General features: G+C 47.0%; 23 protein-coding genes. 12 read left to right on the top strand and 11 right to left on the bottom strand.

The genetic code is table 11. From position 1 onward, the window contains the following. Positions 1–89: 89 nt before the first annotated feature. The 5 genes from secB to J9B83_RS02070 all read right to left on the bottom strand — a co-directional run bounded on the left by secB (position 90) and on the right by J9B83_RS02070 (position 3,218). Positions 90–572, bottom strand: coding sequence for a protein-export chaperone SecB (gene secB, locus J9B83_RS02090; RefSeq protein ID WP_211535058.1), 483 nt, complete (start codon positions 570–572; stop codon positions 90–92). A gap of 68 nt (positions 573–640) precedes the next feature. Further along, a complete protein-coding gene (gene grxC / locus J9B83_RS02085; RefSeq protein WP_211535057.1) occupies positions 641–895 on the bottom strand; it encodes a glutaredoxin 3 in 255 nt (84 codons plus the stop codon). A gap of 11 nt (positions 896–906) precedes the next feature. Further along, on the bottom strand, positions 907–1,326 hold the full coding sequence (locus J9B83_RS02080) for a rhodanese-like domain-containing protein (RefSeq protein ID WP_236037043.1): 420 nt from the start codon (positions 1,324–1,326) through the stop codon (positions 907–909). Between the two features lie 116 nt (positions 1,327–1,442). Further along, positions 1,443–2,246 (bottom strand): DUF1338 domain-containing protein, encoded by an 804-nt coding sequence (locus tag J9B83_RS02075; RefSeq protein WP_211535055.1) that lies wholly within the window; start codon positions 2,244–2,246, stop codon positions 1,443–1,445. A 102-nt stretch (positions 2,247–2,348) separates the two neighbouring features. Then, positions 2,349–3,218, bottom strand: coding sequence for a LysR family transcriptional regulator (locus J9B83_RS02070; protein ID WP_211535054.1), 870 nt, complete (start codon positions 3,216–3,218; stop codon positions 2,349–2,351). Between the two features lie 200 nt (positions 3,219–3,418). On the opposite strand from J9B83_RS02070, the gene amaB reads away from it, so the two are divergent. Both amaB and J9B83_RS02060 read left to right on the top strand, forming a co-directional pair. Then, a complete protein-coding gene (gene amaB, locus J9B83_RS02065) occupies positions 3,419–4,963 on the top strand; it encodes an L-piperidine-6-carboxylate dehydrogenase (protein WP_211535053.1) in 1,545 nt (514 codons plus the stop codon). A 196-nt stretch (positions 4,964–5,159) separates the two neighbouring features. Then, complete coding sequence (locus J9B83_RS02060) at positions 5,160–6,431, top strand: NAD(P)/FAD-dependent oxidoreductase (RefSeq protein ID WP_211535052.1); 1,272 nt, start codon at positions 5,160–5,162, stop codon at positions 6,429–6,431. A 69-nt stretch (positions 6,432–6,500) separates the two neighbouring features. On the opposite strand, the gene J9B83_RS02055 is transcribed toward J9B83_RS02060, so the two are convergent. After that, positions 6,501–7,502: an NADP-dependent oxidoreductase gene (locus J9B83_RS02055; RefSeq protein WP_211535051.1), complete on the bottom strand. Its 1,002-nt coding sequence runs from the start codon at positions 7,500–7,502 to the stop codon at positions 6,501–6,503. A gap of 257 nt (positions 7,503–7,759) precedes the next feature. Between J9B83_RS02055 and J9B83_RS02050 the strand changes: the two genes are divergently transcribed. From J9B83_RS02050 to J9B83_RS02005, 10 genes are all read left to right on the top strand, one after another. Then, positions 7,760–8,716: a LysR substrate-binding domain-containing protein gene (locus J9B83_RS02050; protein WP_236037042.1), complete on the top strand. Its 957-nt coding sequence runs from the start codon at positions 7,760–7,762 to the stop codon at positions 8,714–8,716. Positions 8,717–8,806: 90 nt separating this feature from the next. Beyond that, the gene (gpmI, locus tag J9B83_RS02045) at positions 8,807–10,336 is read left to right on the top strand and encodes a 2,3-bisphosphoglycerate-independent phosphoglycerate mutase (protein WP_211535050.1); all 1,530 of its coding nucleotides are present in this window, start codon (positions 8,807–8,809) and stop codon (positions 10,334–10,336) included. A 7-nt stretch (positions 10,337–10,343) separates the two neighbouring features. After that, positions 10,344–11,483, top strand: a complete 1,140-nt coding sequence (locus tag J9B83_RS02040; protein ID WP_211535049.1) for a murein hydrolase activator EnvC family protein — start codon at positions 10,344–10,346, stop codon at positions 11,481–11,483. 90 nt (positions 11,484–11,573) lie between these two features. Continuing rightward, on the top strand, positions 11,574–12,824 hold the full coding sequence (locus tag J9B83_RS02035; protein WP_211535048.1) for a S41 family peptidase: 1,251 nt from the start codon (positions 11,574–11,576) through the stop codon (positions 12,822–12,824). A 40-nt stretch (positions 12,825–12,864) separates the two neighbouring features. Beyond that, the gene (locus J9B83_RS02030; protein WP_236037041.1) at positions 12,865–13,899 is read left to right on the top strand and encodes a divergent polysaccharide deacetylase family protein; all 1,035 of its coding nucleotides are present in this window, start codon (positions 12,865–12,867) and stop codon (positions 13,897–13,899) included. Positions 13,900–14,243: 344 nt separating this feature from the next. Next, positions 14,244–15,356, top strand: a complete 1,113-nt coding sequence (locus J9B83_RS02025) for a branched-chain amino acid ABC transporter substrate-binding protein (RefSeq protein ID WP_211535047.1) — start codon at positions 14,244–14,246, stop codon at positions 15,354–15,356. 97 nt (positions 15,357–15,453) lie between these two features. Next, on the top strand, positions 15,454–16,365 hold the full coding sequence (locus J9B83_RS02020) for an ABC transporter permease subunit (protein WP_211535046.1): 912 nt from the start codon (positions 15,454–15,456) through the stop codon (positions 16,363–16,365). Continuing rightward, a complete protein-coding gene (gene livM, locus J9B83_RS02015; RefSeq protein WP_211535045.1) occupies positions 16,366–17,640 on the top strand; it encodes a high-affinity branched-chain amino acid ABC transporter permease LivM in 1,275 nt (424 codons plus the stop codon). It begins immediately after the preceding gene. Next, positions 17,637–18,521: an ABC transporter ATP-binding protein gene (locus J9B83_RS02010; RefSeq protein ID WP_211535044.1), complete on the top strand. Its 885-nt coding sequence runs from the start codon at positions 17,637–17,639 to the stop codon at positions 18,519–18,521. The genes livM and J9B83_RS02010 overlap by 4 nt, the downstream gene beginning before the upstream one ends. Further along, a complete protein-coding gene (locus tag J9B83_RS02005; RefSeq protein WP_211535043.1) occupies positions 18,518–19,231 on the top strand; it encodes an ABC transporter ATP-binding protein in 714 nt (237 codons plus the stop codon). The genes J9B83_RS02010 and J9B83_RS02005 overlap by 4 nt, the downstream gene beginning before the upstream one ends. A gap of 139 nt (positions 19,232–19,370) precedes the next feature. Here the strand turns inward: J9B83_RS02005 and J9B83_RS02000 are convergent, their stop codons facing one another. From J9B83_RS02000 to glnA, 5 genes are all read right to left on the bottom strand, one after another. Further along, positions 19,371–19,928 carry an L-threonylcarbamoyladenylate synthase gene (locus J9B83_RS02000; protein ID WP_211535042.1) on the bottom strand — a complete coding sequence of 186 codons (558 nt, stop codon included), beginning with the start codon at positions 19,926–19,928 and terminating at the stop codon, positions 19,371–19,373. A 153-nt stretch (positions 19,929–20,081) separates the two neighbouring features. Next, positions 20,082–20,462 (bottom strand): DUF3461 family protein, encoded by a 381-nt coding sequence (locus J9B83_RS01995; RefSeq protein WP_211535041.1) that lies wholly within the window; start codon positions 20,460–20,462, stop codon positions 20,082–20,084. A gap of 152 nt (positions 20,463–20,614) precedes the next feature. Beyond that, on the bottom strand, positions 20,615–22,054 hold the full coding sequence (gene ntrC / locus J9B83_RS01990) for a nitrogen regulation protein NR(I) (protein WP_211535040.1): 1,440 nt from the start codon (positions 22,052–22,054) through the stop codon (positions 20,615–20,617). Between the two features lie 11 nt (positions 22,055–22,065). Next, entirely contained in the window at positions 22,066–23,136 is a 1,071-nt protein-coding gene (gene glnL / locus J9B83_RS01985) for a nitrogen regulation protein NR(II) (protein ID WP_211535039.1), read from the bottom strand. Between the two features lie 269 nt (positions 23,137–23,405). Beyond that, positions 23,406–24,812, bottom strand: a complete 1,407-nt coding sequence (gene glnA / locus J9B83_RS01980) for a glutamate--ammonia ligase (protein WP_211535038.1) — start codon at positions 24,810–24,812, stop codon at positions 23,406–23,408. Between the last annotated feature and the right edge of the window lie 240 nt (positions 24,813–25,052).

Below are 25,052 nucleotides of genomic sequence, written 5' to 3'. Positions count from 1 at the left end.
AGAAATGTACAAACCATTGTTTTGTATTATGCAATAAAAAAAGGAAGCGCGCGGCTTCCTTTTTGTCATTCTGTGTATCTCAGCAGATATTATTGCTGAGTGGTTTCAGCTTGTTGCTTTTGTAGGCTTTCAAGGTACAAAGCATCAAAGTTGATTGGCGCAAGCATCAGGGCAGGGAAGCTGCCTTTAACCACAACCGCGTCGATGTTTTCACGGGCGTATGGGAAGATGGTGGCTGGGCAGAAAGCGCCTAGTGCGTGATGCAATTGCTGGTCTTCAAGGCCAGAAATCACAAACAAACCGCCTTGCTGAACTTGTACTAGGTAACCGGTTTGGTCGCCGTTTTTCACCGTCACGGTAATTTCTAATACAATTTCGTACACGCTTTCGCCAACTTGACGGCTCTTAGTGTTTAATTCCAAGCCGACCTCTGGTTTCCATTCTTCTTGGAAAATCATAGGTGAGCGAGGTGATTCAAATGAAATATCTTTTAAGAATACACGTTGCAAAGACAATTGTGGTGTTGCGGCTTCTTGTGCTGGTGCTTCTGGGGTCGCGGCAGTATCGGACATCTTGTTTCCTTTTATAATCGTTTTATGAAGTTGTGTTTAGCTGGCTACAACGCGGCGTAGGAGTGCGATTATTGCGCGACGAGAGCGTCTAGCTTTTGTGCGCGCTCAAGTGCGAAAAGGTCATCGCATCCACCAACGTGTTGTTCACCAATCCAAATTTGTGGCACTGTGTGACGGCCACTTTTTGCCATCATTTCTTGTTTACGTTCACGCTCACCATCAATGCGAATTTCATTGAATGGGATGTTTTTCGACGCCAATAGCTGCTTTGCTCTCACACAAAAAGGGCAGTAATCGCTCGAATAAATAGTCACCGTAGCCATAATTAAGTCTCTTACTTTTTCACCAGTGGCAGGTTAGATGATTGCCATTCCGCAACACCGCCTTGAAGTTTGTATACCTTGGTAAAACCAGCTTTTTGAAGGTCTTTAGCGCTAGGGCCAGACGTTACGCCAGATTTACAAACAATAATAATGGGGTCATCTTTGTGTTTCTCAAGACGTTTTAGGTTGTCTTTCATTTTGGTTGCTGGAATGTTGATCGAACCCGTAATATAACCGGTTTTAAACTCTTTCTCAGGGCGAATATCCACCACAACCGCGTCTTCATTGTTGATCAAGGTCGTCGCAGCAGAAGCGGTAAGGCCTGCAGGGCCATTTTTTCGTTCAACAAACACCAAAGTGATCAAAATCGCGACAAATAACGCGACCATTTCCCAGTGGTTGGTCGAAAATTCAATAAATTGGTTCATCATAATCGTAAGGCTCAAATTTAAACTGCGAGCATTATACACGGCCTGCAGAATCGGTACAGACTCTCAAAAAAAAACGAGCCACTGGGGCTCGTTTGAGAATACAAAGGGCGAAAAGCTTATTTATTGCTGGTGGAATCGAAGATTTTATCTGCATTGCCTTCTATAAAGCTGTCGAACAATACGCCGTTTGCCATCGGATGACGGCGGGCAAATTCGTAGAAGCAGCTCGGGATGATTTTTTGTGATCCATCGGCAAAGGTGTAGTCGATTTTATCGGCCATGGTAGACGACTGTTCTAAGCAAGATTCTGGTGACCCTTTGATCACACCGCCCACTTGGTTCAGTGCGTAGCCTTCTTTTTCCAGTAATGCGTTCACGTCTTCTATGGTGGTGAGGTGTTGCAAATGGTTGATGCTGACGGTGAAGTGGTTAGCCTGCAATCCCATGGTAGATAACCAAGCGGCGTATTCACTGTGTTCAGCCAAAGCAAGGTAATCCGCTTGCGTGGGTGTTTCCCAAAGCTTACCAGCCCAAAAAATAGCGGGGGTTTGCACGGCGTCTGTCGGAATTTGCGCCACATATCGACCAATAATCTCTTGGCAAATTGGCGGCAGTTCTTCTACCAACAATTCCGATAGGAAAATCTTCGGCGAATCCACCTCGGTGGTGTGTTTGTAACAGCGGGCTTTTAGGTGTTTGCTTTCAAACACAAACGCGCCGTATGCCTGATAGCCAAGGGCTTCCAGCTGAGGCTCGAGTTTTTCCAACGAGATGGGGGAATTATTAAAGGTGCGAAAGGCCACATGGTCGTTCAACACAGTTTCACCCTGCTGCTTAAACAGCTGTTGGATGCTATGGGCTTGTGGGGTGACTTGAGTGTAACGATCCCACAAAGAAGCAAAAAAGTCGGTTGGTGTCATAGGGTACTCCAGAATTAGCCAGTCGTTTCAATATGTCGTTACTCTAAGGGACGTTTCCTTACCAATGCAAAAGGTAAAAACGCACCGTGTCATGCGCAAAAGTTATGCGACTCTTATGTCAGCATTGGTTTTGTTGGCAAACAGTTGTTGTTTAGCGGCGAGAATCGTATTGATCAAGTGCGCTGGAAAGCTGCGTTGTTTGTTGTGAGCCAAGCCGACCACACGTTTCAATTTGACGTCGTTTAAAGGGCGCAAGCACAAATCGCTGCGACCTCGAGACGAATGTTCGGGAATCAGTGAAATCCCCAATCCAGCTGCCACCAAATCCAGTGCGTATTCTTCGGTTTTTACCTGGGCTCGAACGTCGGTGGTGAGCTCTTGTTTTTGCATCAAATAATTCCACGATTCCAAAATGTCGCACGGCGTACGAGAAATAAACGGCTGCTTGTCGATTTGTTTGATCGACAAAGACGGAAAATCCGCCAGCCAATGATCAAGAGGCATGGCGATCACATAATCGTCTTCCCATAGTGGGTAAAACACGTCTTCTTCCGAAGTATAACGGCTGCAGGTAAAGCGCAAGTCGGCACTTTCGGATTCATCGACCAGTTTTAAGGTCAGCCCGTGTACTTCGTCGAGCATGGTCTTGATAACCTGACTGATCAAGGCACCGGACAAAAACGGCGCGAGTGAAATGGACAAGCTCAACGGAGCTGGGTTGTCAGTAAACAGGGTGCGCATGGCGCTCAGATCACTGACCATTTTGCAGGCGTGAGGATACAACTGGGTGCCGCTGTCGGTAGGAGACACGCCTTTGGAGTGGCGAACAAACAACTTGGTGCTGAGATCGTCTTCGAGCTGCGCCACGGTCGTCGAAATAGACGGCTGGGCCACAAAGCAACGTTTGGCCGCGGCGCTCAAGCTGCGTTCTTCGTATACGGCAATAAAATAGCGTAAAGATCGAATGTCCATAATAAGCGCTCGCTTTGGTAAAAAGAGATCTTTTCAATATACCTATAGCCATAATGTCTGGCTATAGGTAAAAGCTAGACTACTAGCAGAAAAACGGTATTTCTTATTTTAAGAGACACTGGTTAAGGTGGAGATATTGAAATATCAGCAACACATTTTAGCGAAATACTTTACCTATACAGCGATCTTAAGAGGTTCACATGTCACTTATTTGCTTAGAAACACTCGGCGTTAACACGTTAAAACAGGGCAATACATTTTTCAGTGTATTAACCGGAAACACCTTGGCATTGGGCGAAGGCAGCACGTTTTCGGCGCAAAGCCCAATCGACGGTGCGACCTTGTCGACCTTTAACAATGCCACTCCTGCGCAGCTGGAAGTCGTTAATGCAGAACTAAAAGACGCCTTTAAAGTGATGCGTACCATTCCAGCGCCACGCCGCGGTGAATTGGTGCGTCGTATTGGCGAAGAAGCACGCAAATACAAAAACGAATTGGCTCAGGTGATTTCCCTTGAAGCGGGCAAGATTGTTCCTGAAGCCTTGGGCGAAGTACAAGAATGGATCGACGTGTGTGATTTCGCCGTGGGTCAATCGCGCATGTTGCACGGTTTGTCTATTGTGTCTGAGCGCCCAGGCCACCGCATGATGGAGCAATGGCAGCCACTTGGCCCTGTTGCCGTAATCACTGCGTTTAACTTTCCAATGGCGGTATGGGCGTGGAACACCATGTTGGGCTTGGTGTGTGGCGACCCTGTGTTGCTTAAACCGTCTGAAAAAGCGCCATTGTGTGCTTTGGCCATGTATAAAATTGCTCAAAACGTCATTGCTGATATGCCTGATATTCCAAAAGCGGCGGTGTCTGTGATGATCGGCGATCGTGATCTTGGGGAAGCCATTGCGTCAAGCGAGACCTTCCCATTGGTGTCAGCAACGGGGTCTACAGCCATGGGTCGTGCGGTAGCGAAAACTGTAGCGGGTCGTTTGGGTCGCTCTCTATTAGAGCTAGGCGGCAACAACGCCATGATCGTCTCCGACACCGCGGATTTGGATTTGGCCCTGCGCGCCATCGTGTTCTCCGCAGCGGGCACTGCGGGTCAACGTTGTACTACTTTACGTCGTTTGATCACCCACGAATCCATTGTTGATGGCTTGGTTGAGCGCTTGGCGAAATCTTACGGCTCACTTCGTGTCGGTAATCCATTAGAAGAAGGTAACTTGGTGGGGCCTTTGATCGACGAGGGCAGTTTCAATCGCATGCAAGCGGCTCTGGAAACCGCGAAACAGCAAGGCGGCGAGATCATTTGTGGCGGCGACCGTGTGACCGAAGGCGTTCCAGCAAACGGCTTTTACGTGAAACCGGCTATTGTGCGCATTGCTCACGACGCACCGATTGTGCACGAAGAAACCTTCGCGCCTATTATGTATGTGCTTACATACAGCACGTTTGATGAAGCGATCGAGATTCAAAACGAAGTGCCACAAGGCTTGTCGTCTGCGGTATTCACCGAAAGCATGCGCGAAGCGGAAATGTTCATGTCTCCAGCAGGCTCTGATTGTGGTATTGCCAACGTCAATATCGGCACGTCAGGTGCGGAAATCGGCGGCGCGTTTGGCGGCGAAAAAGAAACTGGCGGCGGCCGTGAGTCAGGTTCCGATGCATGGAGAAACTACATGCGCCGTACAACGAACACAGTGAACTACGGCGGTGATTTACCACTCGCACAAGGCATAGTTTTTGAATGAGCCAATTTGTGATTTGAATAAACCGTTTACTGCATACCGCATCAAGACGGATTGATTCAGACAGTGATTTGATCCGATAAAGGTGAGTGTTAGCTCGCCTTTATTGGTTCTGGTGGTTATCGATTACGAACAAAAATCTTATTTACCCTAAATTGTTTTTTGAAGGGCGTGAAAACGCGCTTTGGAGGTCGTTGATATGGCTGAACGTGTATGTGATTCATTGTGGCGCGCCAGTGCGCCTGCAGGCCCTGAGTTGTCCCCATTAAAAGACACTCATGACGTTAAAGTCGCGATTGTTGGTGGCGGTTTTACTGGGTTGTCTGCGGCCTTGCATTTGGCCAAGTTTGGTGTATCTGTGGCGGTGATCGAAGCGCAAGAAATTGGCTTTGGGGGATCGGGTCGTAACGTAGGGTTAGCAAACGCGGGTCTTTGGCTGGAACCAGATCAACTGGATAAAACGATTGGCCCCGAAGCGGGAAAAGTGCTCTACGATGCCTTGGCCGTGGCGCCAGATTATGTATTCGGCTTAATTGCGGAATACGATATTCAATGTGAACCTGTGCGTAACGGCACCTTGCATGCGGGTGTGGGCAAAACCGGCATTGCTCAATTGCAGCGTCGATATGAGCAAATGGCTCGTCGTGGTGCGCCGGTGCAATTACTCGATGCCGCTGAGGCGCAGGCGCGTATTGGCTCGACCAAATTTAATTCGGCGTTGTTTGATCCTCGTGCTGGCACCATTCAACCTTTGGCCTATGCCCGAGGTTTGGCCCATGCAGCGATAAAAGAGGGGGCGAAATTGTATGATTTTTCTCCGGTTACCAGTATTAAACCGCAAGAAGATGGCTGGTTGATTAGCACAGCAGAAGGCGAAATTCGTGCCGAAAAAGTCATTTTGGCAACCAATGCGTACAGCGAGCACGGTGTTAAAGAACAGGCACGCAAGTTTGTGCCTATCTATTATAGCCAGCTGGCGAGCAAGCCTCTGACCGATGCGCAATTGGCCGCCGTGATGCCAAATAAAGAAGGCGTGTGGGATACCTGCACTGTGATGAGTTCGTTCCGTCTTGATCGTCAAGGACGTTTGGTATTTGGCGGCATGGGCGGCGAGGGTAATGTGTTGTCACATTGGGCGTCTCAACGCGTCACCGAGATGTACCCTATTTTGAGCAAGATTGAATGGGATTATTGCTGGACTGGGCAAATTGCCTACAGCGAAGATCACTTGCCTCATTGTCAGCAATTACAGCGTGGCTTGTACAGCGTAGCAGGCTACAGCGGCCGTGGTATTGGACCTGGGACGATTATGGGCAAAGAGTTAGCCGAATGGTTCACCGATCGACGGGAATCTTTGTCGGTGCCGACCACGTTATTACGCAATATTCCAATGCGCGAGTTAAAACGACAGTTTTATGAGATAGGTGCCCACACTTATCATCTTGGGCAGCGCTTTCACGCCCTAGACTAGTAATCTGATCGAGATGAAATGCCCCTCAATGTTTGGCTAGACCAATCACCGAGGGGCTTTTTTTATCGCTTATAATTTAACGATTAATTTGCCTTGGTTTTTCCCTTCAAACAACAAATTGATGCCTGTTGTTGCGCTTTCGATACCTTCAATGGTGTGCGAGCGGTATTTTAACTCTCCTTTGGCTAGCATGCTGCCCAGCGCTTGGCCGTATTCTGGAATGCGGTGAAAGTGGTCTGGCATGGTGAAGCCTTGAATCGATAAGCGTTTTTTGATGATATTTAACCAGCTTGGGCCAGGGTCTGGCGTTTCTTTATCGTATTCAGAAATAAGCCCACAGACGGCAATGCGGCCGTGGGCGTTCATGCGTTCAAAAATAGGTGCTTGTGCCACACCGCCGGTATTTTCAAAGAAGAAATCGATGCCATTAGGAACCGCGTTAGCCAGTTGCTCGACGAAATTCGTGTCTTTGTAATTAATGGCATGATCAAAGCCAAGTTCATCGGTCAGCCATTGGCATTTGTCTTTAGAACCCGCGACACCAACAACGGTTAATCCTAGGTTTTTCGCCATTTGACCGACTAAAGAACCCACAGATCCCGCACCAGCGGTTATGGCGATGGTTTTGCCTGCATCGTCTGCGCTGAGTTTTAAAACGTCAAATACGCCGTGGTACGAGGTAATACCGGGCAGAGCAATCACCGACAACACCGCTTCGGCTGGAATGTTTTTTGGAATAGGGTTCACGCCTTGGCCGTTGCTCAGGGCGTATTCTGTCAGCCCTAATAACCCCATCACGCGAGTACCAACGGGAAATTGTGCGTTATTCGATTCAACCACTTCACCAATGCCACTGGCACGCATAACGTCCCCTAATTCCACTGGAGGAATGTAGCTTTCTGTGTCTGCACTTACCCAACCACGCATGGCAGGATCTAAGGAAAGGTGGGTCATTTTGATCAAAAATTCGCCGTCTTTTGGCTCTGGGATGTCTTGAGATGTGATGCTAAAAATGTCTGCTGTAATTTCTTTTTTTGGACGCGCAATGAGTTTGATACTGCGGTAGGTCATGGTGTGTACTCCCGTGAAAGTGTGAGGCCATTCTAGCGCATAAAAACTGACTAAAAGGTTAATCTTTGAGGAGTAAATAGGGTTTCTAAAACGCTTAAAGCATTGAGTGGTTTTATTGTTGTGAGCGTCCCGAATAAAAACTAACCAGTAGCGGTTTGAATAGATCTGTAATAACGCCTTCTGCTGGTGCGTTTTTAGGTTATCGGTTGGGAATTAAGGGTGAGATAGGATACAGTTAAGTCTCTTCTGATTTGTGAATGAGTAACGCTTTCATGCGCCGTTATATCCCATCGTCTACTGCATTAAAATGCTTTGAAGCCTCGGTTCGACATCTTAGTTTTACTAAAGCGGCGGAGGAGCTGCACCTGACTCAAAGTGCGGTAAGCCGACAAATTCGTAACCTCGAAGAGTTTTTATCGCGGGATTTATTCATTCGTCTAAATAAGCGCTTGGTACTGACCGGCACTGGGGCGGCGTATTACAAAGAAGTGGTGCCCTTATTAGATGGCATGGAAAATGCGTGTCTAAAAATGCTGCATCGGGAAGACGAGAAAACCACCTTAACGATTTCCGCGCTGCCAACATTAGCGTCTTACTGGTTAATGCCAAGATTGGCGCAATTTCAATTAGAACATCCTCAGTTTCAGATTAAGGTGCGCTCCCTCGACGACGCCGCAAAGATCGACCCTGAAAGCATCGACATTATTTTGCATTATGGGGGCGATCATTGGCCACGGGCTATGTCTCATCAGTTGATGCGTGAAAAAGTACTTGCCGTATGTTCGCCGGCGCTGTTAGAGCGCATAGCCGCTGTTGAGTACCCAGATCAGGTGCAACCACTCTCGTGGAGTGTACAAGACGTGACGCTGTTTCCTTTTTTGCATTTATCGTCGCGTATTAATGCTTGGCCAGATTGGATGGTGGCGCAAGGACTAGAAAGTGGCTCTTTCGCCGGAGCATCATTTGCGCACTTCCATATGTTGTTAGAAGCCGCCAAAAACAGCATGGGCATTGCCATTATGCCAACCATGCTGGCGGAGAAAACCCTGCAAACGGGTGAGCTGGTGGCGCCTTTTGGTGAGCCGGTCGAAACCCCTCATGAGTACCTGTTGTCTTACCCCGTCGATAAAGCCGACTTGGAACAGGTGGTGATATTTCGTGATTGGTTATTAGGAAAGAGCAGTGACCTTACGCCTTCCTATAAAACAAATTAATACTTCTGATAGCCTGATGAACCGCTAACAAAATCATGGGCCTGTGGTAGTATCAGGCTCATTCACGATCAATTAATGGGACACAAAACAATGAGCAAAAAGACCACAGCCCTTTTTATTCTTGATGGATGGGGATACAGCGAGACGTCTAAATCCAATGCGATCGCCGCGGCCAATACACCAAATTGGGATGCCTTGTGGGCGAATAAGCCTCATGCGTTAATCAAAACCTCAGGTTTGGCTGTTGGTCTACCAGAAGGCCAAATGGGCAACTCTGAAGTGGGTCATATGAATTTAGGCGCAGGCCGTGTGGTGTATCAAAATTTCACCCGCATTGGCAAAGCCATTGACGATGGCAGTTTTTTTGAGAATTCCGCCTTGGTTAACGCGGTTGATAAAGCCGTTGTTGCTGGCAAGGCCGTGCATATTTTAGGCTTGTTGTCGGCGGGCGGCGTTCATAGTCACCACGAACAAATCATGGCCATGTGTGAACTCGCGGTAAAACGCGGCGCCAAAGCCGTGTATGTTCATGGCTTTACCGACGGACGCGACACGCCACCTCGCTCGGCGCATACGCCTATTGTTGAGCTGGAAGCCAAATTGGCTGAGCTGGGTGTGGGTAAAATTGCTACCTTGACTGGTCGTTACTTTGCGATGGATCGAGACAATCGTTGGGACCGAGTACAAACCGCTTACGATGCTATCGTGTCGGCGAAAGGCATGTTCCAAGCGAGTACCGCCGAAGCCGCGCTCCAGGCCGCTTATGATCGCGACGAAAATGACGAATTTGTACAAGCGACCATTATTGGTGATGCGGCGCCTGTGGAAGATGGCGACGCGATTGTGTTTGCAAACTTCCGTCCAGACCGCGCGCGTCAGCTTACTCGTGCGTTCACGGATCCTGATTTTGATGGCTTTGAGCGAGCAGCTACACCTGCGTTGGCGGCGTTTGTGACCTTCACAGAATTTGCCTCTGATATTAAAGCCGACGTAGCGTTTCCTCCCGTGGCGTTGAGCAACACCTTGGGTGAAGTGCTGGCGAAGCAGGGCAAAAAGCAATTGCGTATTGCAGAAACAGAAAAATACGCACACGTGACTTTCTTTTTCAATGGCGGCGAAGAGGCGTTGTTTGAAGGAGAAGAGCGTGAGTTGATTCCTTCTCCTAATGTCGCGACTTACGATTTGCAGCCTGAGATGAGTGCGCCAGAAGTGACTGATAAGCTGGTGGAAGTCATCGAAGCGGGCAAATACGACACCATTATTTGTAACTTCGCCAATGGCGACATGGTGGGGCACAGTGGTATTTTTGAGGCCGCTGTGAAGGCAGTTGAAGCCGTAGACGCTTGCTTGGGTCGTATTATTGAGGCGTTAAAGGTGAATGGTGGTCAGTGTCTAATTACCGCCGATCACGGTAATGTAGAACAAATGCTCAGCGATGATGGCGCGCAACCATTGACCTCTCATACTATTGGCCCTGTGCCGCTCGTATTGGTGTCGCCTACAGCAGGGCTAGGCATCAAAGAAGGGGCCTTGTGTGATTTGGCGCCGACCTTGTTGGACATGATGGGGCTTGAAAAACCAGTTGAAATGACTGGTGTGAGTTTGCTAACACGAGGATGAGACGAGCATGATGTTATGGTCGCGCTGTCTTATAGTAAGCTTTCTTTTGTTGTCCAGCGTTAGCTGGGCAGCGGGGGAGCCGCAAACACCGGAAGAAGCCAAACAGCAGATTCAGGCGTTGCAAGAGGACCTCAAGAAGCTCAATGTTTGGCTGAAAGATCTTAAATCCGAGCGTTCCGGGGTCGAGAAGCAACTTGAAGCAAAAGAGAAAGACATTCAGACATTGCTGAAAAGCATCCAGTCGATTCAAGAAAGCTTAAAAAAAGGCGAAAAGCAGCTGGGGGAATTAAGACTCCAGCAACGCTCCTTGCAGTTGAGCATTCAACAACAAAATGAACAAATAGCCGCCCAACTCAGGGCGGTTTATCGTTCTGGCGACGAAGAAAGCATTAAGTTTTTATTAAACGGCGACAACACCGAAGACGCCGAGCGTCTTGTGCAATACAACCGTTATTTTTCTAATGCTCGCCAGTCATTAATTAATGGTTTTATCATTGAGGTCAGTGATTTAAACCTAGTGGAAAAAAGCATCCGCAGCCACAGAGCGCAACAAGTTCAAGAAGAAGTTAAGCTGAAAGAAGAACGCAGCCGCTTGGTGAGTCAACAAACCGATCGTCGTCAATTATTAGCTAAGCTTAATCAAGACCTCGCCAAAGGGGATACACGTTCTAAACAATTGCTCCAAGATCAGAAAAACATGCAAGCTATGTTGAAGCAATTAGAAGAAGCCTTGGCCGACATCGAAATTCCCGATCAAGATGTGCCTTTTTCATCTCAGCGGGGTAAATTGGTGCGACCGCTTAAATCTTTATCAGAATTGTCATCCAATGGCAGTATTAACTTGGGTGGGGTAGCGCTAAAAGCGCAAGAAGGCGAAGCTGTTCATGCTATTTTTTCCGGTCGAGTGGTTTTTTCTGACTGGATGCGAGGGTTTGGCTTTTTGCTTATTTTGGATCATGGTGACGGTTATATGTCACTATATGGTTACAACCAAAGCCTACTCAAAGAAGTGGGTGAATGGGTCGGGGCGAATGATACTCTGGCCATGGCGGGCAGTACCGGTGGACGATCTGATCCGGCACTGTTTTTTGCTATTCGCCATAATGGTACGCCGCTTAACCCAATTGCTTGGGTAAATGCAGGCTAGCTTACACATAATTTTTGACAAATGGGCCGTGAAACAGTGAGACAAACAAACAGGGTTACTAATCTACGTAAAAAGGCCGCGTTTTTGTGCATGGCGTTTTGTGTAGTGCCAGCGTTTGCGGATTCTGCATCCAGCGCAGAGCGTTCGACACACACACCATTGCCAACCGCTGAGATTCAATCCTTTGTCGAAACCTTCGAAACCATTCGTGAAGGCTACGTGGAAGTGATGTCGGATGAAGACATCCTCAACAAAGCGCTAAAAGGCATGGTGTCTGGCTTAGACCCTCATTCAGAATACTTTACCAAGAGTGAACTGGTGGAATTCAACGAGCTGACGTCCGGCAACTACGCAGGCATCGGCGTGGAGGTGGAAGTAAAAGATAAGCGTTTGACCATAGTGACGCCGATCGACGGTTCAGCCGCCGCACAGGCCGGTATTTTACCGGGCGATGTGATTGTGAAGATCAACAATACCTTGGTGACTGACCTTGGAATGCAAGACATTGTGACTTTAATGCGTGGTGATGTGGGGTCAACCGTGACCTTAGACATAGAACGCGACGGTGAAGTAAAGCGCTATGAATTAACTCGCAGTCTCGTTGAAGACGAAAGCGTGACCTCTAAGTGGTTGGAAAGCAGCATTGCGTATTTTCGTATCAGTCAGTTCCAAAGTGACAGCGATGTCGAATTTTATGAAGCCATTGAGCAGCGTGAGACAGAAGGCGAAATCAAAGGTGTTGTGCTGGATTTAAGAAACAACCCAGGTGGCGTCCTGCAAAGTGCGGTCGGCGTGGTGGATGCTTTTATCGACAAAGGCATGATCGTATACACCAATGGACGCCATGAAATTTCAAAAAGCCAATTTACCGCGACTAAGAAAAACACACGATTAGCCAATGTGCCTGTGGTGGTGTTGGTGAACGAAGGGTCGGCGTCGGCGTCGGAAATTGTGGCCGGTGCCTTGCAAGACCATCAACGAGCGGTGATCTTAGGGGCAGAAACCTTTGGTAAAGGTTCTGTACAAACTGTGGTTCCTTTGTCTAATGGGGATGCGGTGAAACTCACAACCGCTTTATACTACACGCCCAATGGCCGCTCGATACAAGCACAAGGGGTAACACCCGATTTGGTTGTGCCACAAGCGACACTAACGTTTACCAAAGGCCAGTTTTTTGTCAAAGAAGCCGAGTTAAAAGGGCACTTGGGCAACGGCACAGGTGGCGAAGAACGCACCAGTGCGGATGTGGTGTCAGACATTGGTGAGTTGGCCAAAACCGATTTCCAACTCTTTCAAGCTGTGACGATTTTGAAAACTTTGCCCAAACTGGTGCAAAAATAATCTCATGTTTTTTAAAACGGTCTGTTAGGTAACAAGGCACTTGGTTAATTTAAACACACTATTTTTGTTCGCTGCAGCAACGCTTTTTTCGTCAGGGTGGGTGCAAGCGGTTGAGCCTTTTTTTAATGGCACTGAACAAAGTGTTGTTGAACTTTCAGCCAAAGGCCAAGAAGCCGAGCAGAATCACAGTGCGTTTATCGATGAGTTGACCAAGCTTCCTAATGTCCACCAAAGTGCTGATGAAGTGGTGTTACCAGAGCACCTTGGGCCAATTGTGGTGCCTTTTTCAAATTTAGCCACGAGAAAAATCGCTGAGAAAGAGCCTGTTATAAGAGAGCCGTTTATGGCGGATCTTGAATGTATGGCCGACCCTATGGACGTTCTCCCTCCTCAAGCACGTATTGCGATTTTAATCGATGATTTAGGCTATAACCGACAAGGTATGACGGCGTCTCTGGCTTTGCCCACCGAAGTGGCGTTGGCCATTTTGCCCAGTACACCTTACGCTCAAAAAACCGCTGTAGGGGCACAACAGCAACAGCGAATTACCCTACTTCACGCCCCCATGGAAAATCTACGGAACTTGAAATTAGGCCCCGGCGGCTTGTATGCCAGCATGACGGAGCAAGAGCTAAAAGCAACCCTAAGCAAAGATTTAGACGGTTTACCCGGCATTCAAGGGGTGAACAATCACATGGGCAGTTTGCTGACCGCAAAAGCCGATTCCATGGCATGGGTAATGGAAACCCTGAAAGGGCGTTCGCTGTTTTTTATCGACAGCTTGACCAACCCCAAGAGTGTCGCGAAACAAACCGCTGAAGATTATGGTTTAAAAACGGTCAGCCGAGATGTGTTTTTAGATAATATTCGCACCGAAAAAGCCATAGATCGTCAATTTTCCCGATTAATCACCTTGGCAAGGCGTCATGGTAGTGCGTTGGCGATTGGCCACCCGTATCCAGAAACGACGGCTTACCTCAAAAAACGTCTTAAGCAGCTTCGTCAAGAGGGTGTGCGCTTGGTACCGCTGTCGGATGTATTAGTTTCTTCAAGTCAAAGTATTGATCCCCAGTAGAATTTATAGCCATCTTACCCAGGCCAACTCCTTCCCATTGCCTCACAATGATACACAGCTTCTTTTATAGTGAATGATGCTTTGATTTTTTATTTTTCAGGTGTTTTATGCTGATTAATGCACTTGTCTAAGATGTTGTATCATTTATTTTGAACGATTTTTGTGCACTGCTATTGACCAACAGTTGGTCTGAGACTAGTGTGTAGCATTATTGCGGTGCACATTTCTTGAAAAATCACTGTATAAGTTCCACAAAGCATCCTAATTATTGAGGCTTAATTGTTGGAACGCTTCTTGCTTTTGAATAATAACGATAAAACACAAAACGAGTAGAGGCTTTTCTTATGTCAAATGCGGTTATCAGAAAAACATTAATTTCTCTTGCGGTTGCTGGAGCAGCAACGCTGGCTCAGGCAGATGTGGTTATTGGCGTGGCAGGTCCACACACAGGTGCTTATGCGGCATTTGGTGAGCAAATGTGGAAAGGGGCTGAAAAAGCCGCAGCCGATCTTAATGCTGCAGGCGGTATTAACGGCGAAATGATCAAGCTTGTTAAAGCCGATGATGCCTGTGAACCAAAACAAGCGGTTTCCATCGCGAACCGTTTGGTTGACTCTGATGGTGCCTTGGCTGTTGTCGGTCACTTCTGTTCATCTTCTTCAATCCCTGCCTCACGCATTTACGAGGAAGGCGGTGTACTCATGGTGACCCCTGCTTCGACTAACCCAACCTTGACCGATCAAGGTCTACCAAACGTTTTCCGTGTTTGTGGTCGTGATGACCAACAAGGTGATGTGGCAGCAAGCTATATCGTGGATCAGCTTGGCGCGAAACGCGTCGCGGTTATTCACGATAAAGACACTTACGGTAAAGGTCTTGCCGATGCGACAAAAGCAACACTTAACGCCTACGGCATACAAGAAGTGATGTACGAAGGTTTGACTCGCGGCGAAAAAGATTTCAACGCATTGATTACCAAAATCCGCTCTGTTGATGCCGATGTGGTTTATTTCGGTGGTCTTCACTCCGAAGCCGGCCCATTGGTTCGTCAGCTACGTGAGCAAGGTTCAAAAGCCATCTTCATCTCTGGTGATGGCATTGTATCCGATGAGTTTGTCTCTGTTGCCGGGTCTCCAGAATACGTAGACGGCGTTTTGATGACCTTTGGTGCGCCACCATCGTCTTACCCATCTGGTAAAAAAGTCATCGGTGAATTCCGTGCTGCCGGTTACGAGCCAGAAGGCTACACCTTGTATTCTTACACGGCGATGCAAATTGTCGCCGCTGCTTTGGGTAACAACGATTTAGACCCGATTAAAGGGGCTGAATGGTTGCAATCGAACTCCATTAATACGGTGATGGGCAAAAAAGACTTTGATGAAAAAGGCGATTTAACCGTTTCCGATTACGTTATGTACCAATGGAACGCACAGGGTAAATACAACCAAGTAAACTAATATTCGTTTAGTTTAACTCACTCGCTTATCGGCTTTTTCTGATGCCGGTAAGCGAGTCCTCTCTATTAAAACTAAAAAAATTCCCACGAGGTCTTCAATGGATATCGTTCTCCAGCAGTTGGTAAACGGTCTAACCCTTGGTTCTGTTTATGGACTCATTGCGATCGGCTATACCATGGTATACGGCATTATTGGCATGATTAACTTTGCCCATGGCGATGTTTACATGGTATCCGCCTACATTACAGCGATTGCAATTGCGCTATTAACGTTCTTTGGGATTGAGTCTTTCCCTATTATCATCATCGGCACACTCTTTTTAACCGTTGCCGTAACAGGAGCATATGGTTGGGTTATTGAGCGTGTGGCGTACCGTCCACTGCGTAACTCCAGTCGTCTTTCTGTATTGATTTCTGCGATTGGTATGTCGCTTATCTTACAAAACTATGTGCAACTCAGTCAGGGGGCAAACCAACAAGGTGTGCCTACACTGCTTACTGGTGCCATTCGTTTTTCTGTAGGGGATGGTTTTGTTCAAATTACCTATATGAAACTGCTTATTTTGCTGATTTCGTTACTGGGTATGGGCGTGCTGACCTATGTTATTCAGAAAACAAAATTAGGTCGAATGTGTCGTGCGACACAACAAGATAGAAAAATGGCCTCTATTTTGGGCATAGACACGGATAAAGTAATTTCTACCGTGTTTGTGATCGGTGCCATGATGGCCGCCTTAGCTGGTGTGTTGATCACACTGGATTATGGCGCGTTTGATTTCTACGTTGGCTTCATTATTGGTATCAAAGCCTTTACCGCTGCGGTATTAGGCGGTATTGGTTCCTTACCTGGCGCCATGCTAGGTGGATTGATTCTTGGTTTGTCCGAAGCCTTATTCGCTGGGTTGATCAGTTCGGATTATAAAGATGTCTTTTCATTCTCTTTATTGGTTCTCATTTTGATCATTCGTCCTAGTGGTCTTCTCGGCAAACCTGAAGTGGAGAAAGTATAAATGAGCCAAGCAGTTGGAATTAATTTCAAAAAAAGCAGCATAGATGCGCTTATTGCGGGTTTTTTGGCGCTGATTCTCTTTGGTCCCATCGTGGGTGTTCTATTAGACGGCTACAAATTTGATTTTGAATTTGACCGTGTTGCATGGATTGTAGCGATTGTTGCCGTGGGACGCTTTGCCGTATCAAGCTTTTTTCAAACAGAGAAAGGCGTGGCCATGGCGTTTCGTTACGCCAATAACAACGAAGGGGCAACGGTTCTGGCCCCTAACCACAAATCGAAAATGGTATGGATCATTCCTCTGGTGATTGCGGTTGGATTGTTGATCCCTTTTGTGGCATCTAAATATGTCTTAACCGTGGTGATTTTAGGACTTATTTACGTATTGCTTGGCCTTGGTCTGAACATTGTTGTGGGGTTGGCTGGTCTATTGGATCTGGGCTTTGTGGGCTTTTATGCCATCGGTGCTTATGGTTTGGCGTTGGGGTATGAAAACCTCGGCCTTGGTTTTTGGTCTATGTTGCCTATCGCAGCGATTTTAGCGGCGGTTGCTGGTGCTATTTTGGGCTTCCCTGTACTGCGTATGCACGGGGATTATCTGGCCATTGTGACCTTAGGCTTTGGTGAAATCATCCGCTTGGTATTAACCAACTGGGCTTCTTTTACTCATGGCCCTAATGGTATTTCTGCACCTCTTCCGACGTTATTTGGTCTTGAGTTCAAGCGACGATCCCGAGATGGTGAAACTTTCCATGAGTTTTTTAATTTGCCTTACGATTCAGCTTATAAGTACATGTTTATCTACATAGTGCTATTTGCTGTGGTGTGGGCGGTGCTTTTTATCAAACACCGTTTGGTAAAAATGCCCATTGGTCGTGCGTGGGAAGCGTTGCGAGAAGATGAAATTGCCTGTCGTTCTTTAGGGTTGAACCACGTTTTGGTGAAACTGTCTGCCTTTATGCTCGGCGCATCTACCGGTGGTTTGGCGGGTGTGTTCTTTGCTACTTATCAAGGTTTTATCAACCCTTCTTCTTTCACCTTCTTCGAGTCGGCATTGATTCTTGCGATTGTTGTATTGGGTGGCATGGGCTCCACGTTAGGGGTGGTGATTGCGGCCTTCTTCTTGACCGTATTGCCTGAAATGCTCAGGGAATTTGCCGAATACCGTGTGTTGATGTTTGGTATTTTGATGGTTGTCATGATGATTTGGAAACCTAGAGGTATTGTTCGTGTGACACGAACCGGGTTTGCACCAAGAAAAGGGGCTGTGAAATGAGCCAAGAACATGTATTAAAAGTCGAAAACTTGGTGATGCACTTCGGTGGGATTAAAGCACTAAATGACGTAAATTTTGATATCCAGCGCGGTTCGGTATCGGCTTTGATTGGCCCGAACGGGGCGGGTAAAACCACGGTATTTAACTGCTTAACCGGATTTTATAAAGCGACAGGCGGCAAGATTACTTTGTCGGCAGGCGGTAAAGAAACCAGTGTGATCAAGGTGTTAGGTGAACCTTTCCAGCCAGCGGATTTCTTTTCTCCGGTCGCCTTTGTGCGTCGTTTAAAATACAAGATGTTTGGTGGGTCGCACTTGGTTAACCGTGCGGGTTTAGCTCGGACATTCCAAAACATTCGTTTGTTCAAAGAAATGTCCGTGGTTGAGAACCTTTTAGTTGCCCAACATATGCGAGTGAATCGCAGTTTAATCGCGGGTATTTTAAATACCAAGGCCTATCAAAAAGCGGAAGAAGAAGCGTTAGAACGAGTGTTTTATTGGTTGGGTGTGGTGGATTTAGTTGATTCTGCCAACCGTTTAGCTGGTGAGTTATCTTATGGTCAGCAACGTCGTTTAGAAATTGCCCGTGCCATGTGTACTAACCCTGAAATCGTGTGTCTGGATGAGCCAGCAGCGGGGTTAAACCCTTCTGAAACCGAAGCGCTCACCAAAATGATTCGTGTGTTGCGCGACGAGCACAACACCACTGTATTGTTAATCGAGCACGACATGGGAATGGTCATGGACATTTCAGATTACATTGTGGTGCTTGATCATGGTGAAGTGATCGCTAAAGGTGGCCCTGATGATATTAAAAATAACCCCAAAGTAATTGCTGCGTACCTCGGTGCCGAAGAAGATGACGAGGAGGTAACGCTATGACAGTCTTAATGGAGTTTAAAGAGGTAGATGTGCACTATGGGCCGATTCAAGCCCTAAAAAAAGTCTCATTGACCGTCAATGAAGGGGAAATCGTCACCTTGATTGGCGCGAATGGGGCGGGTAAATCGACCTTGTTGATGTCTATTTTTGGTCAGCCACGCATTTCCTCTGGTGAGATTATTTATCGTGGCGAAGATATTTCGCAAAAATCGGCTCACTATGTGGCGTCCCACGGTTTGGCACAATCGCCAGAAGGCCGACGTATTTTTCCAGGCATGTCGGTAGAAGAAAATTTACTGATGGGGACTATTCCTATTGGTATGGATCACGCTGAAGAAGACATGCAGCGTATGTTTGAGCTTTTCCCACGACTTTTAGAGCGTCGTAACCAGCGGGCGTCGACCATGTCGGGTGGCGAACAGCAAATGTTGGCCATTGCGAGAGCTTTGATGAGTCGCCCTAAATTGCTGTTATTAGATGAGCCCAGCTTAGGGTTAGCGCCTATTATCGTGAAGCAAATCTTCCAGATTCTAAAAGACGTTGCTAGCACCGGTATGACGATTTTCCTCGTTGAGCAGAATGCAAACCACGCGCTGAAACTGGCGAACCGTGGCTATGTTATGGTCAATGGCGAAATCCGTATGACAGGCACTGGCGAGGAACTCTTGGTGAACCCAGAAGTACGTGAGGCGTATTTAGGCGGACATTGATGTAAGCCGTTTCATTGATGACAAACAAAAAGCGATGGCTCTTTTTACACAATAAAAGAGCCATCGCTTTTTTACTTTCTGTGGATAAAAAAGCGGTTTTGCACAACAAATGTCGGTCATCTACAACGAAAGGCGCTTTTTAAGCTCTAAAAAGCGTGCCAGTTAAAATGTCTCTGACTTGAGACGGTTGCGAAGCCCCACCTAATGGTGCGGAAAAAATGGCGTCTATTTTGTCACCAAAATAAGCATCTACTTGTTCAGCACTCGTAGCAGGAGGAAGCCCGGCTGGATTGGCTGATGTGGACACAAGTACGCCTCCAAATGCTGCGCACAACTGCTGAACAGGCTCATGTTGAGACAGCCGAATTGCCACGCTGTCATGCTCACCTCGTACCCAACTTGGTGCTATGGCAGTATCTGGCACAACCCAAGACGTGGGTGTTTGTCTGATGCTTATGAGCCGCTGTGCCGTTACCTCGTCTAATGTTTCCCGCCACGGCATAAGGTCTTGTTCATTACCTGCGACCAGTATCAAACCTTTTGATTCGGGGCGATCTTTAATGGTGAGAATTCGCGTTACCGCGGCATGGTTGTCAGGGTCGCATCCTAGCCCCCACACCGCCTCGGTTGGGTAGGCAGCAACGCCCCCTTTTCGCAGGATATCGGCTAATTGTGTTACAGACGTGATTAGACGCATAGTAGAGAAGACTCAGTAAGAAAAAACGTAGGAATTGTAGCGGGATTTTTGCAATGGGGCCAGAAAATGGACTCCCGCTGTCGACAGGGCATATATCTATGAGACAAAGACCATGACAGAGGGGAGCTATTTTAGAACAGAACGCTAATGTGCTTATGACATAGCGTTGATTTTTTCTTTGATTTCGCTGATTTTACTGGTCATGACTTTTTCAAGATGCTCAAGTTCTTTGACTAGGTCTTCTTTACTGACTTGAATGTCGTGTTGTTTGCCAACGATTTGTTCTAGCTCTTCCATAGCGCGTAGCACAATAAGAGAAGGCTCTTGAACTTGACGGTAGGTTTGTTGACCACCATCAGCCAATACAGTTTTGCTAGAACGACCAAACTTAAATTTCTTACTTTTTGGCAGCAAAGACCCTTTTTCACGGCGGTAATATATTTTTAAAACATCGTGGCCGCCTTCGTAGCGTAAGGTAAATTTCTCAATGTCCTTTGTGCTGGTAACGCCCATGGACTCAAGTGTTGGATACATAGCAAAATCCCCATTATGGATGAAAGAGTGGTTTCTCTCTAATTAGTAGGGGATTGTACACACAAAATCAAGCCTGCGACCTGATAAAGTTCCGCCCAACGAGATAAGCCTTACATAATGCTGATCTCGCTTATTGGGCACACGGAAAAATGCTAATCCTCATCTTGTTCGGCGTGGTCGATATTAAGTTCTTTGATTTTACGAGTTAAGGTATTGCGCCCCCAGCCAAGCAACAAAGAGGCGTCACGACGACGGCCACCTGTGTGTGCTAAGGCAGTTTCTATCATGATACGCTCGAACTTGGGAACAGCTTGATCAAGGATGCCTTTCTGGCCAGTTGCTAAGGTGCTATCTACCCAGTTTTTCAGTGCTTCCTCCCAGGATGAGAAGGGCTGCTCATGGGGCACAGACGCCAGCAGTTCAGGTGGTAAATCTTCAACCAGTACCTCACGGCCCGACGCCATGACGATCAACCAGCGACAGGTGTTTTCCAACTGACGAACGTTCCCTGGCCACTCCAGTTGAGTGAGGTATTGCTCGGTTTCTTTGGTAAGTTGCTTTGGCTCTACCGCCAATTCTTCTGCGGCGCGGTTCAAAAAGTGACGTGCCAGTTTTGGAATATCTTCGCGACGTTCCGCCAGCTTTGGCAAGTGAATACGGATAACATTTAAACGATGAAATAAATCTTCGCGGAAAGAGCCTTTTTGCACCAATGTTTCTAAATTTTGATGGGTGGCTGCAATGATACGTACGTCGACTTTCACTGGGGTGTGGCCGCCAACACGATAGAACTCACCATCGGCCAGCACACGTAGTAAGCGGGTTTGTGTTTCCGCAGGCATGTCGCCGATTTCATCTAAAAACAGGGTGCCGCCGTTGGCTTGTTCAAACCGGCCTCGACGTTGGGTGTTGGCACCGGTAAAGGCGCCCTTTTCGTGGCCAAATAATTCCGATTCGATCAAATCACGGGGAATCGCCGCCATATTTAGCGCGATAAAAGGATTGGACGCTCGTGGACTGTGAGTGTGCAAGGCTTGGGCGACCAGCTCTTTACCCGTGCCCGACTCGCCGTTAATAAGTACTGTTATGTTGGAGTTTGCCAAGCGTCCGATAGCCCGAAACACTTCTTGCATGGCAGGTGCTTCACCAATGATTTCTTTATCGACTTGGTTGTCCTCTTCAACAGCGGCATCCATGCTGGCTGTGCTCGGACGTGCATTACGATGGTGCAGCATGGCACGCTTAACCAAGCTCACCGCTTCTTCAACATCAAAGGGTTTTGGTAGGTATTCAAACGCCCCACCTTGATAAGAAGCAACAGCGCTTTCAAGATCGGAATGAGCTGTCATGATGATAACAGGTAAATATGGGTGATCTTTTTGTAGTTTATCGAGCAGCTCTAACCCGTCCATACCTGGCATGCGTATGTCGCTGATAATGGCGCTGGGCTGCTCTTTATCAATGATGTTCACGAGGTTTTCAGCTGAATCAAACAAGCGACAAAGAATGCCTTCTTGTTCCAATGTTTTTTCGAGTACCCAGCGAATAGAGCGGTCATCGTCAACAATCCATACGGTTTCTTCGGGTGTCATGTGCGTTTCTCCTAATCTTGGACTGACGTCTCAATGGGAATCAGTAAGTTAAATTCGGTTTTTTTCGGATAGCTGTTACATTCAACAATGCCGTGATGTTGATGAATAATAGATTGCGCAATGGACAGACCTAGGCCAGTTCCATCGGCTCGGCCGCTAACCATGGGATAAAACAAAGTTTTTAAAATGGCGTCTGGAATGCCAGGGCCATTATCTATGATGCTGATCTTACACACGAGGCGGTGACGCTTGGAGCCAATGGTGAATTGGCGTAATGCGCGAGTTACCATGCGAATGCTTTTATGTTCGTTACTTTCGTCTTCCATTAAGGCTTGCATAGCATTTCGTGTGATATTGAGCAGCGCTTGAATAAGTTGTGATTCGTCACCGATGAGATCTGGAATACTAGGGTCATAATCTCGAATAAGTTCTATTTGATTGTCCGTTTCCACTGAAATTAACTGACGTACACGTTCAATGACCTTGTGTATGTTTAGGGAGGTATTTTTAGGCAATTGTCTTGGGCCTAATAAACGATCGACCAAGTCCCGCAAGCGGTCAGATTCTTCGATAATAACTTGGGTGTAGTCGTTCAGGGCTTCATCTGTAAAGGCGCGACTAATCAATTGCGCCGCACCGCGAATGCCGCCAAGCGGATTTTTGATTTCATGGGCAAGACCGCGTACTAGCTCTTTGCTGCTTTCGTGGTTAGCGATGATCTCGTCTTCTTGTGAAATGCGCTTCATTCTGTCTCTTGGATAGAGCTCAATAATGAGGCTTTCTGTATCGTTTGATGTGCCCATTATGGGAGTGACTGTGTAATCGCAAAATAATTTTTTGCCACTGTTGCACTCGATTTCCGCTTCTCGTTTAGTAAAAGGGTAACCAGATTCAACCGCCGATTGTAAGGCGTGAATGCTGTTTTCGTCTTCACGGAATGCCGCCATAATGTGGTTGCCATAAATGCGGCGACGACTGACCGCCAGCAGCATTTCTGCCGCTGGGTTTAAATATTCGATTTCAAGCTGGTTGTTGACTTGTACAACCGCAGTGGATAAATGATCAATTAATAAGCTATACACAGACAGTGCCTCTCTATTGACTCCTGCTTTTATATTTCCTTCTGCCACAGCTGCAAAAAACGAACCAACATTGGGCGGTCTGAAACAGTGTGTTTATTAAGGTCTTTATATTACAGAAGATTTTTAATTGCACCACAAAGGTGCGCTGTGTGATTCGTGCTTCTATTCGTGCAAACTATTTCGCTACGAAAATAGAAATGTAAAAACTGAGCAAAAAAAAGCCTCGAGCTAAGTCGAGGCTTTCTGTGTATTAAGCGACTAAATAAGCATTAAACGCTGTAGTACAATTCAAACTCAAGTGGGTGAGTTGTTGTAGAGATACGTAGCGCTTCGCCAGTTTTCAGGTCGATGTAAGCATCGATCATCTCATCAGAGAATACGCCGCCTTGAGTCAAGAACGCACGATCTTCGTCTAGACACTTAAGCGCTTCTTCTAGGCTGCCAGCAACCTGAGGAATAGCCAATGCTTCTTCAGCAGGAAGGTCGTACAAATCTTTGTCTGCTGCATCGCCAGGGTGAATCTTGTTTTTGATACCGTCGATACCTGCCATCAACATAGCCGCGAATGCTAGGTATGGGTTAGCCGTTGGATCAGGGAAACGTGCTTCAATACGCTTGCCTTTAGGGCTTGCAACGTATGGGATACGGATAGAAGCGGAACGGTTACGAGCAGAGTAAGCCAACATAACAGGTGCTTCGAAACCAGGAACAAGACGCTTGTAAGAGTTTGTTGAAGCGTTAGTGAACGCGTTCAATGCTTTGGCGTGCTTGATGATACCGCCGATGTAGTAAAGCGCCATTTCAGAAAGGCCAGCGTATTGGTCACCAGCAAATTGGTTTTCGCCATCTTTCCAGAAAGACTGGTGAACGTGCATACCAGAACCGTTGTCACCAACGATTGGTTTCGGCATGAAAGTCGCTGTTTTGCCGTATGCGTGTGCTACGTTGTGTACACAGTACTTAAGAATCTGAACTTCATCGGCTTTTTTGACCAAAGTGTTAAATTTGATACCGATTTCGTTTTGACCCGCTGTTGCCACTTCGTGGTGATGTACTTCAACAACTAAGCCCATTGATTCCATTGCGCCACACATTGCGCCACGTAGATCGTGATGAGAATCAACTGGTGGCACTGGGAAGTAACCGCCTTTTACGAACGGACGGTGACCCATGTTGCCACCTTCGAATTTCTTGTTAGAAGACCAAGCGGCTTCTTCAGAATTGATCTCTACAGAACAACCTGACATGTCTGTTTTCCAACGAACGTCGTCGAAAATAAAGAATTCTGGCTCAGGGCCGAAAAATGCTGTGTCACCAAGGCCGGTAGATTTAAGGAATTCTTCTGCGCGCAATGCAACAGAGCGTGGATCGCGGTCGTAACCTTGCATAGTAGAAGGTTCAATGATGTTACAACGAACAATAACCGTTGCTTCTTCAGTGAAAGGGTCAATAATCGCTGTGTCATCTTGTGGCATCATGATCATGTCGGATTCGTTGATGCCTTTCCAGCCAGCGATAGATGAACCATCAAACATCTGACCAGTTTCAAAAAACTCTTCATCTACCGTGATTGCTGGAATAGATACGTGTTGTTCTTTACCTTTAAAGTCAGTAAAGCGAAGGTCAACCCACTTCGCGTCATGCTCAGCAATCAAGGCAAGGGTCTTGTTTGACATAGTTGTTCTCCAGTCGTAGTGAAAGCGTAATTACTTTTGGGTTAATAGAGTGCTTCAATATAAAGCGCAATTTGTCGAATATAAAGCATAACTTGTGCCAGAATGTTGTGCGGATAAATAAGTTCAATCAATACAACAAGATAGATGTCATCAGAAAAAAAATAATACCTAATCAATACAAAAACAGTGCATAAATAAAGTAGTAATGATCTATAGTGGTGCACTAAAAGTTTAAAATGC

Origin of the sequence: Marinomonas vulgaris (assembly GCF_018145875.1) — a bacterium.
Classification (GTDB): Bacteria; Pseudomonadota; Gammaproteobacteria; order Pseudomonadales; family Marinomonadaceae; genus Marinomonas; species Marinomonas vulgaris.
This window is presented reverse-complemented; position numbering and strand designations above follow the sequence as displayed.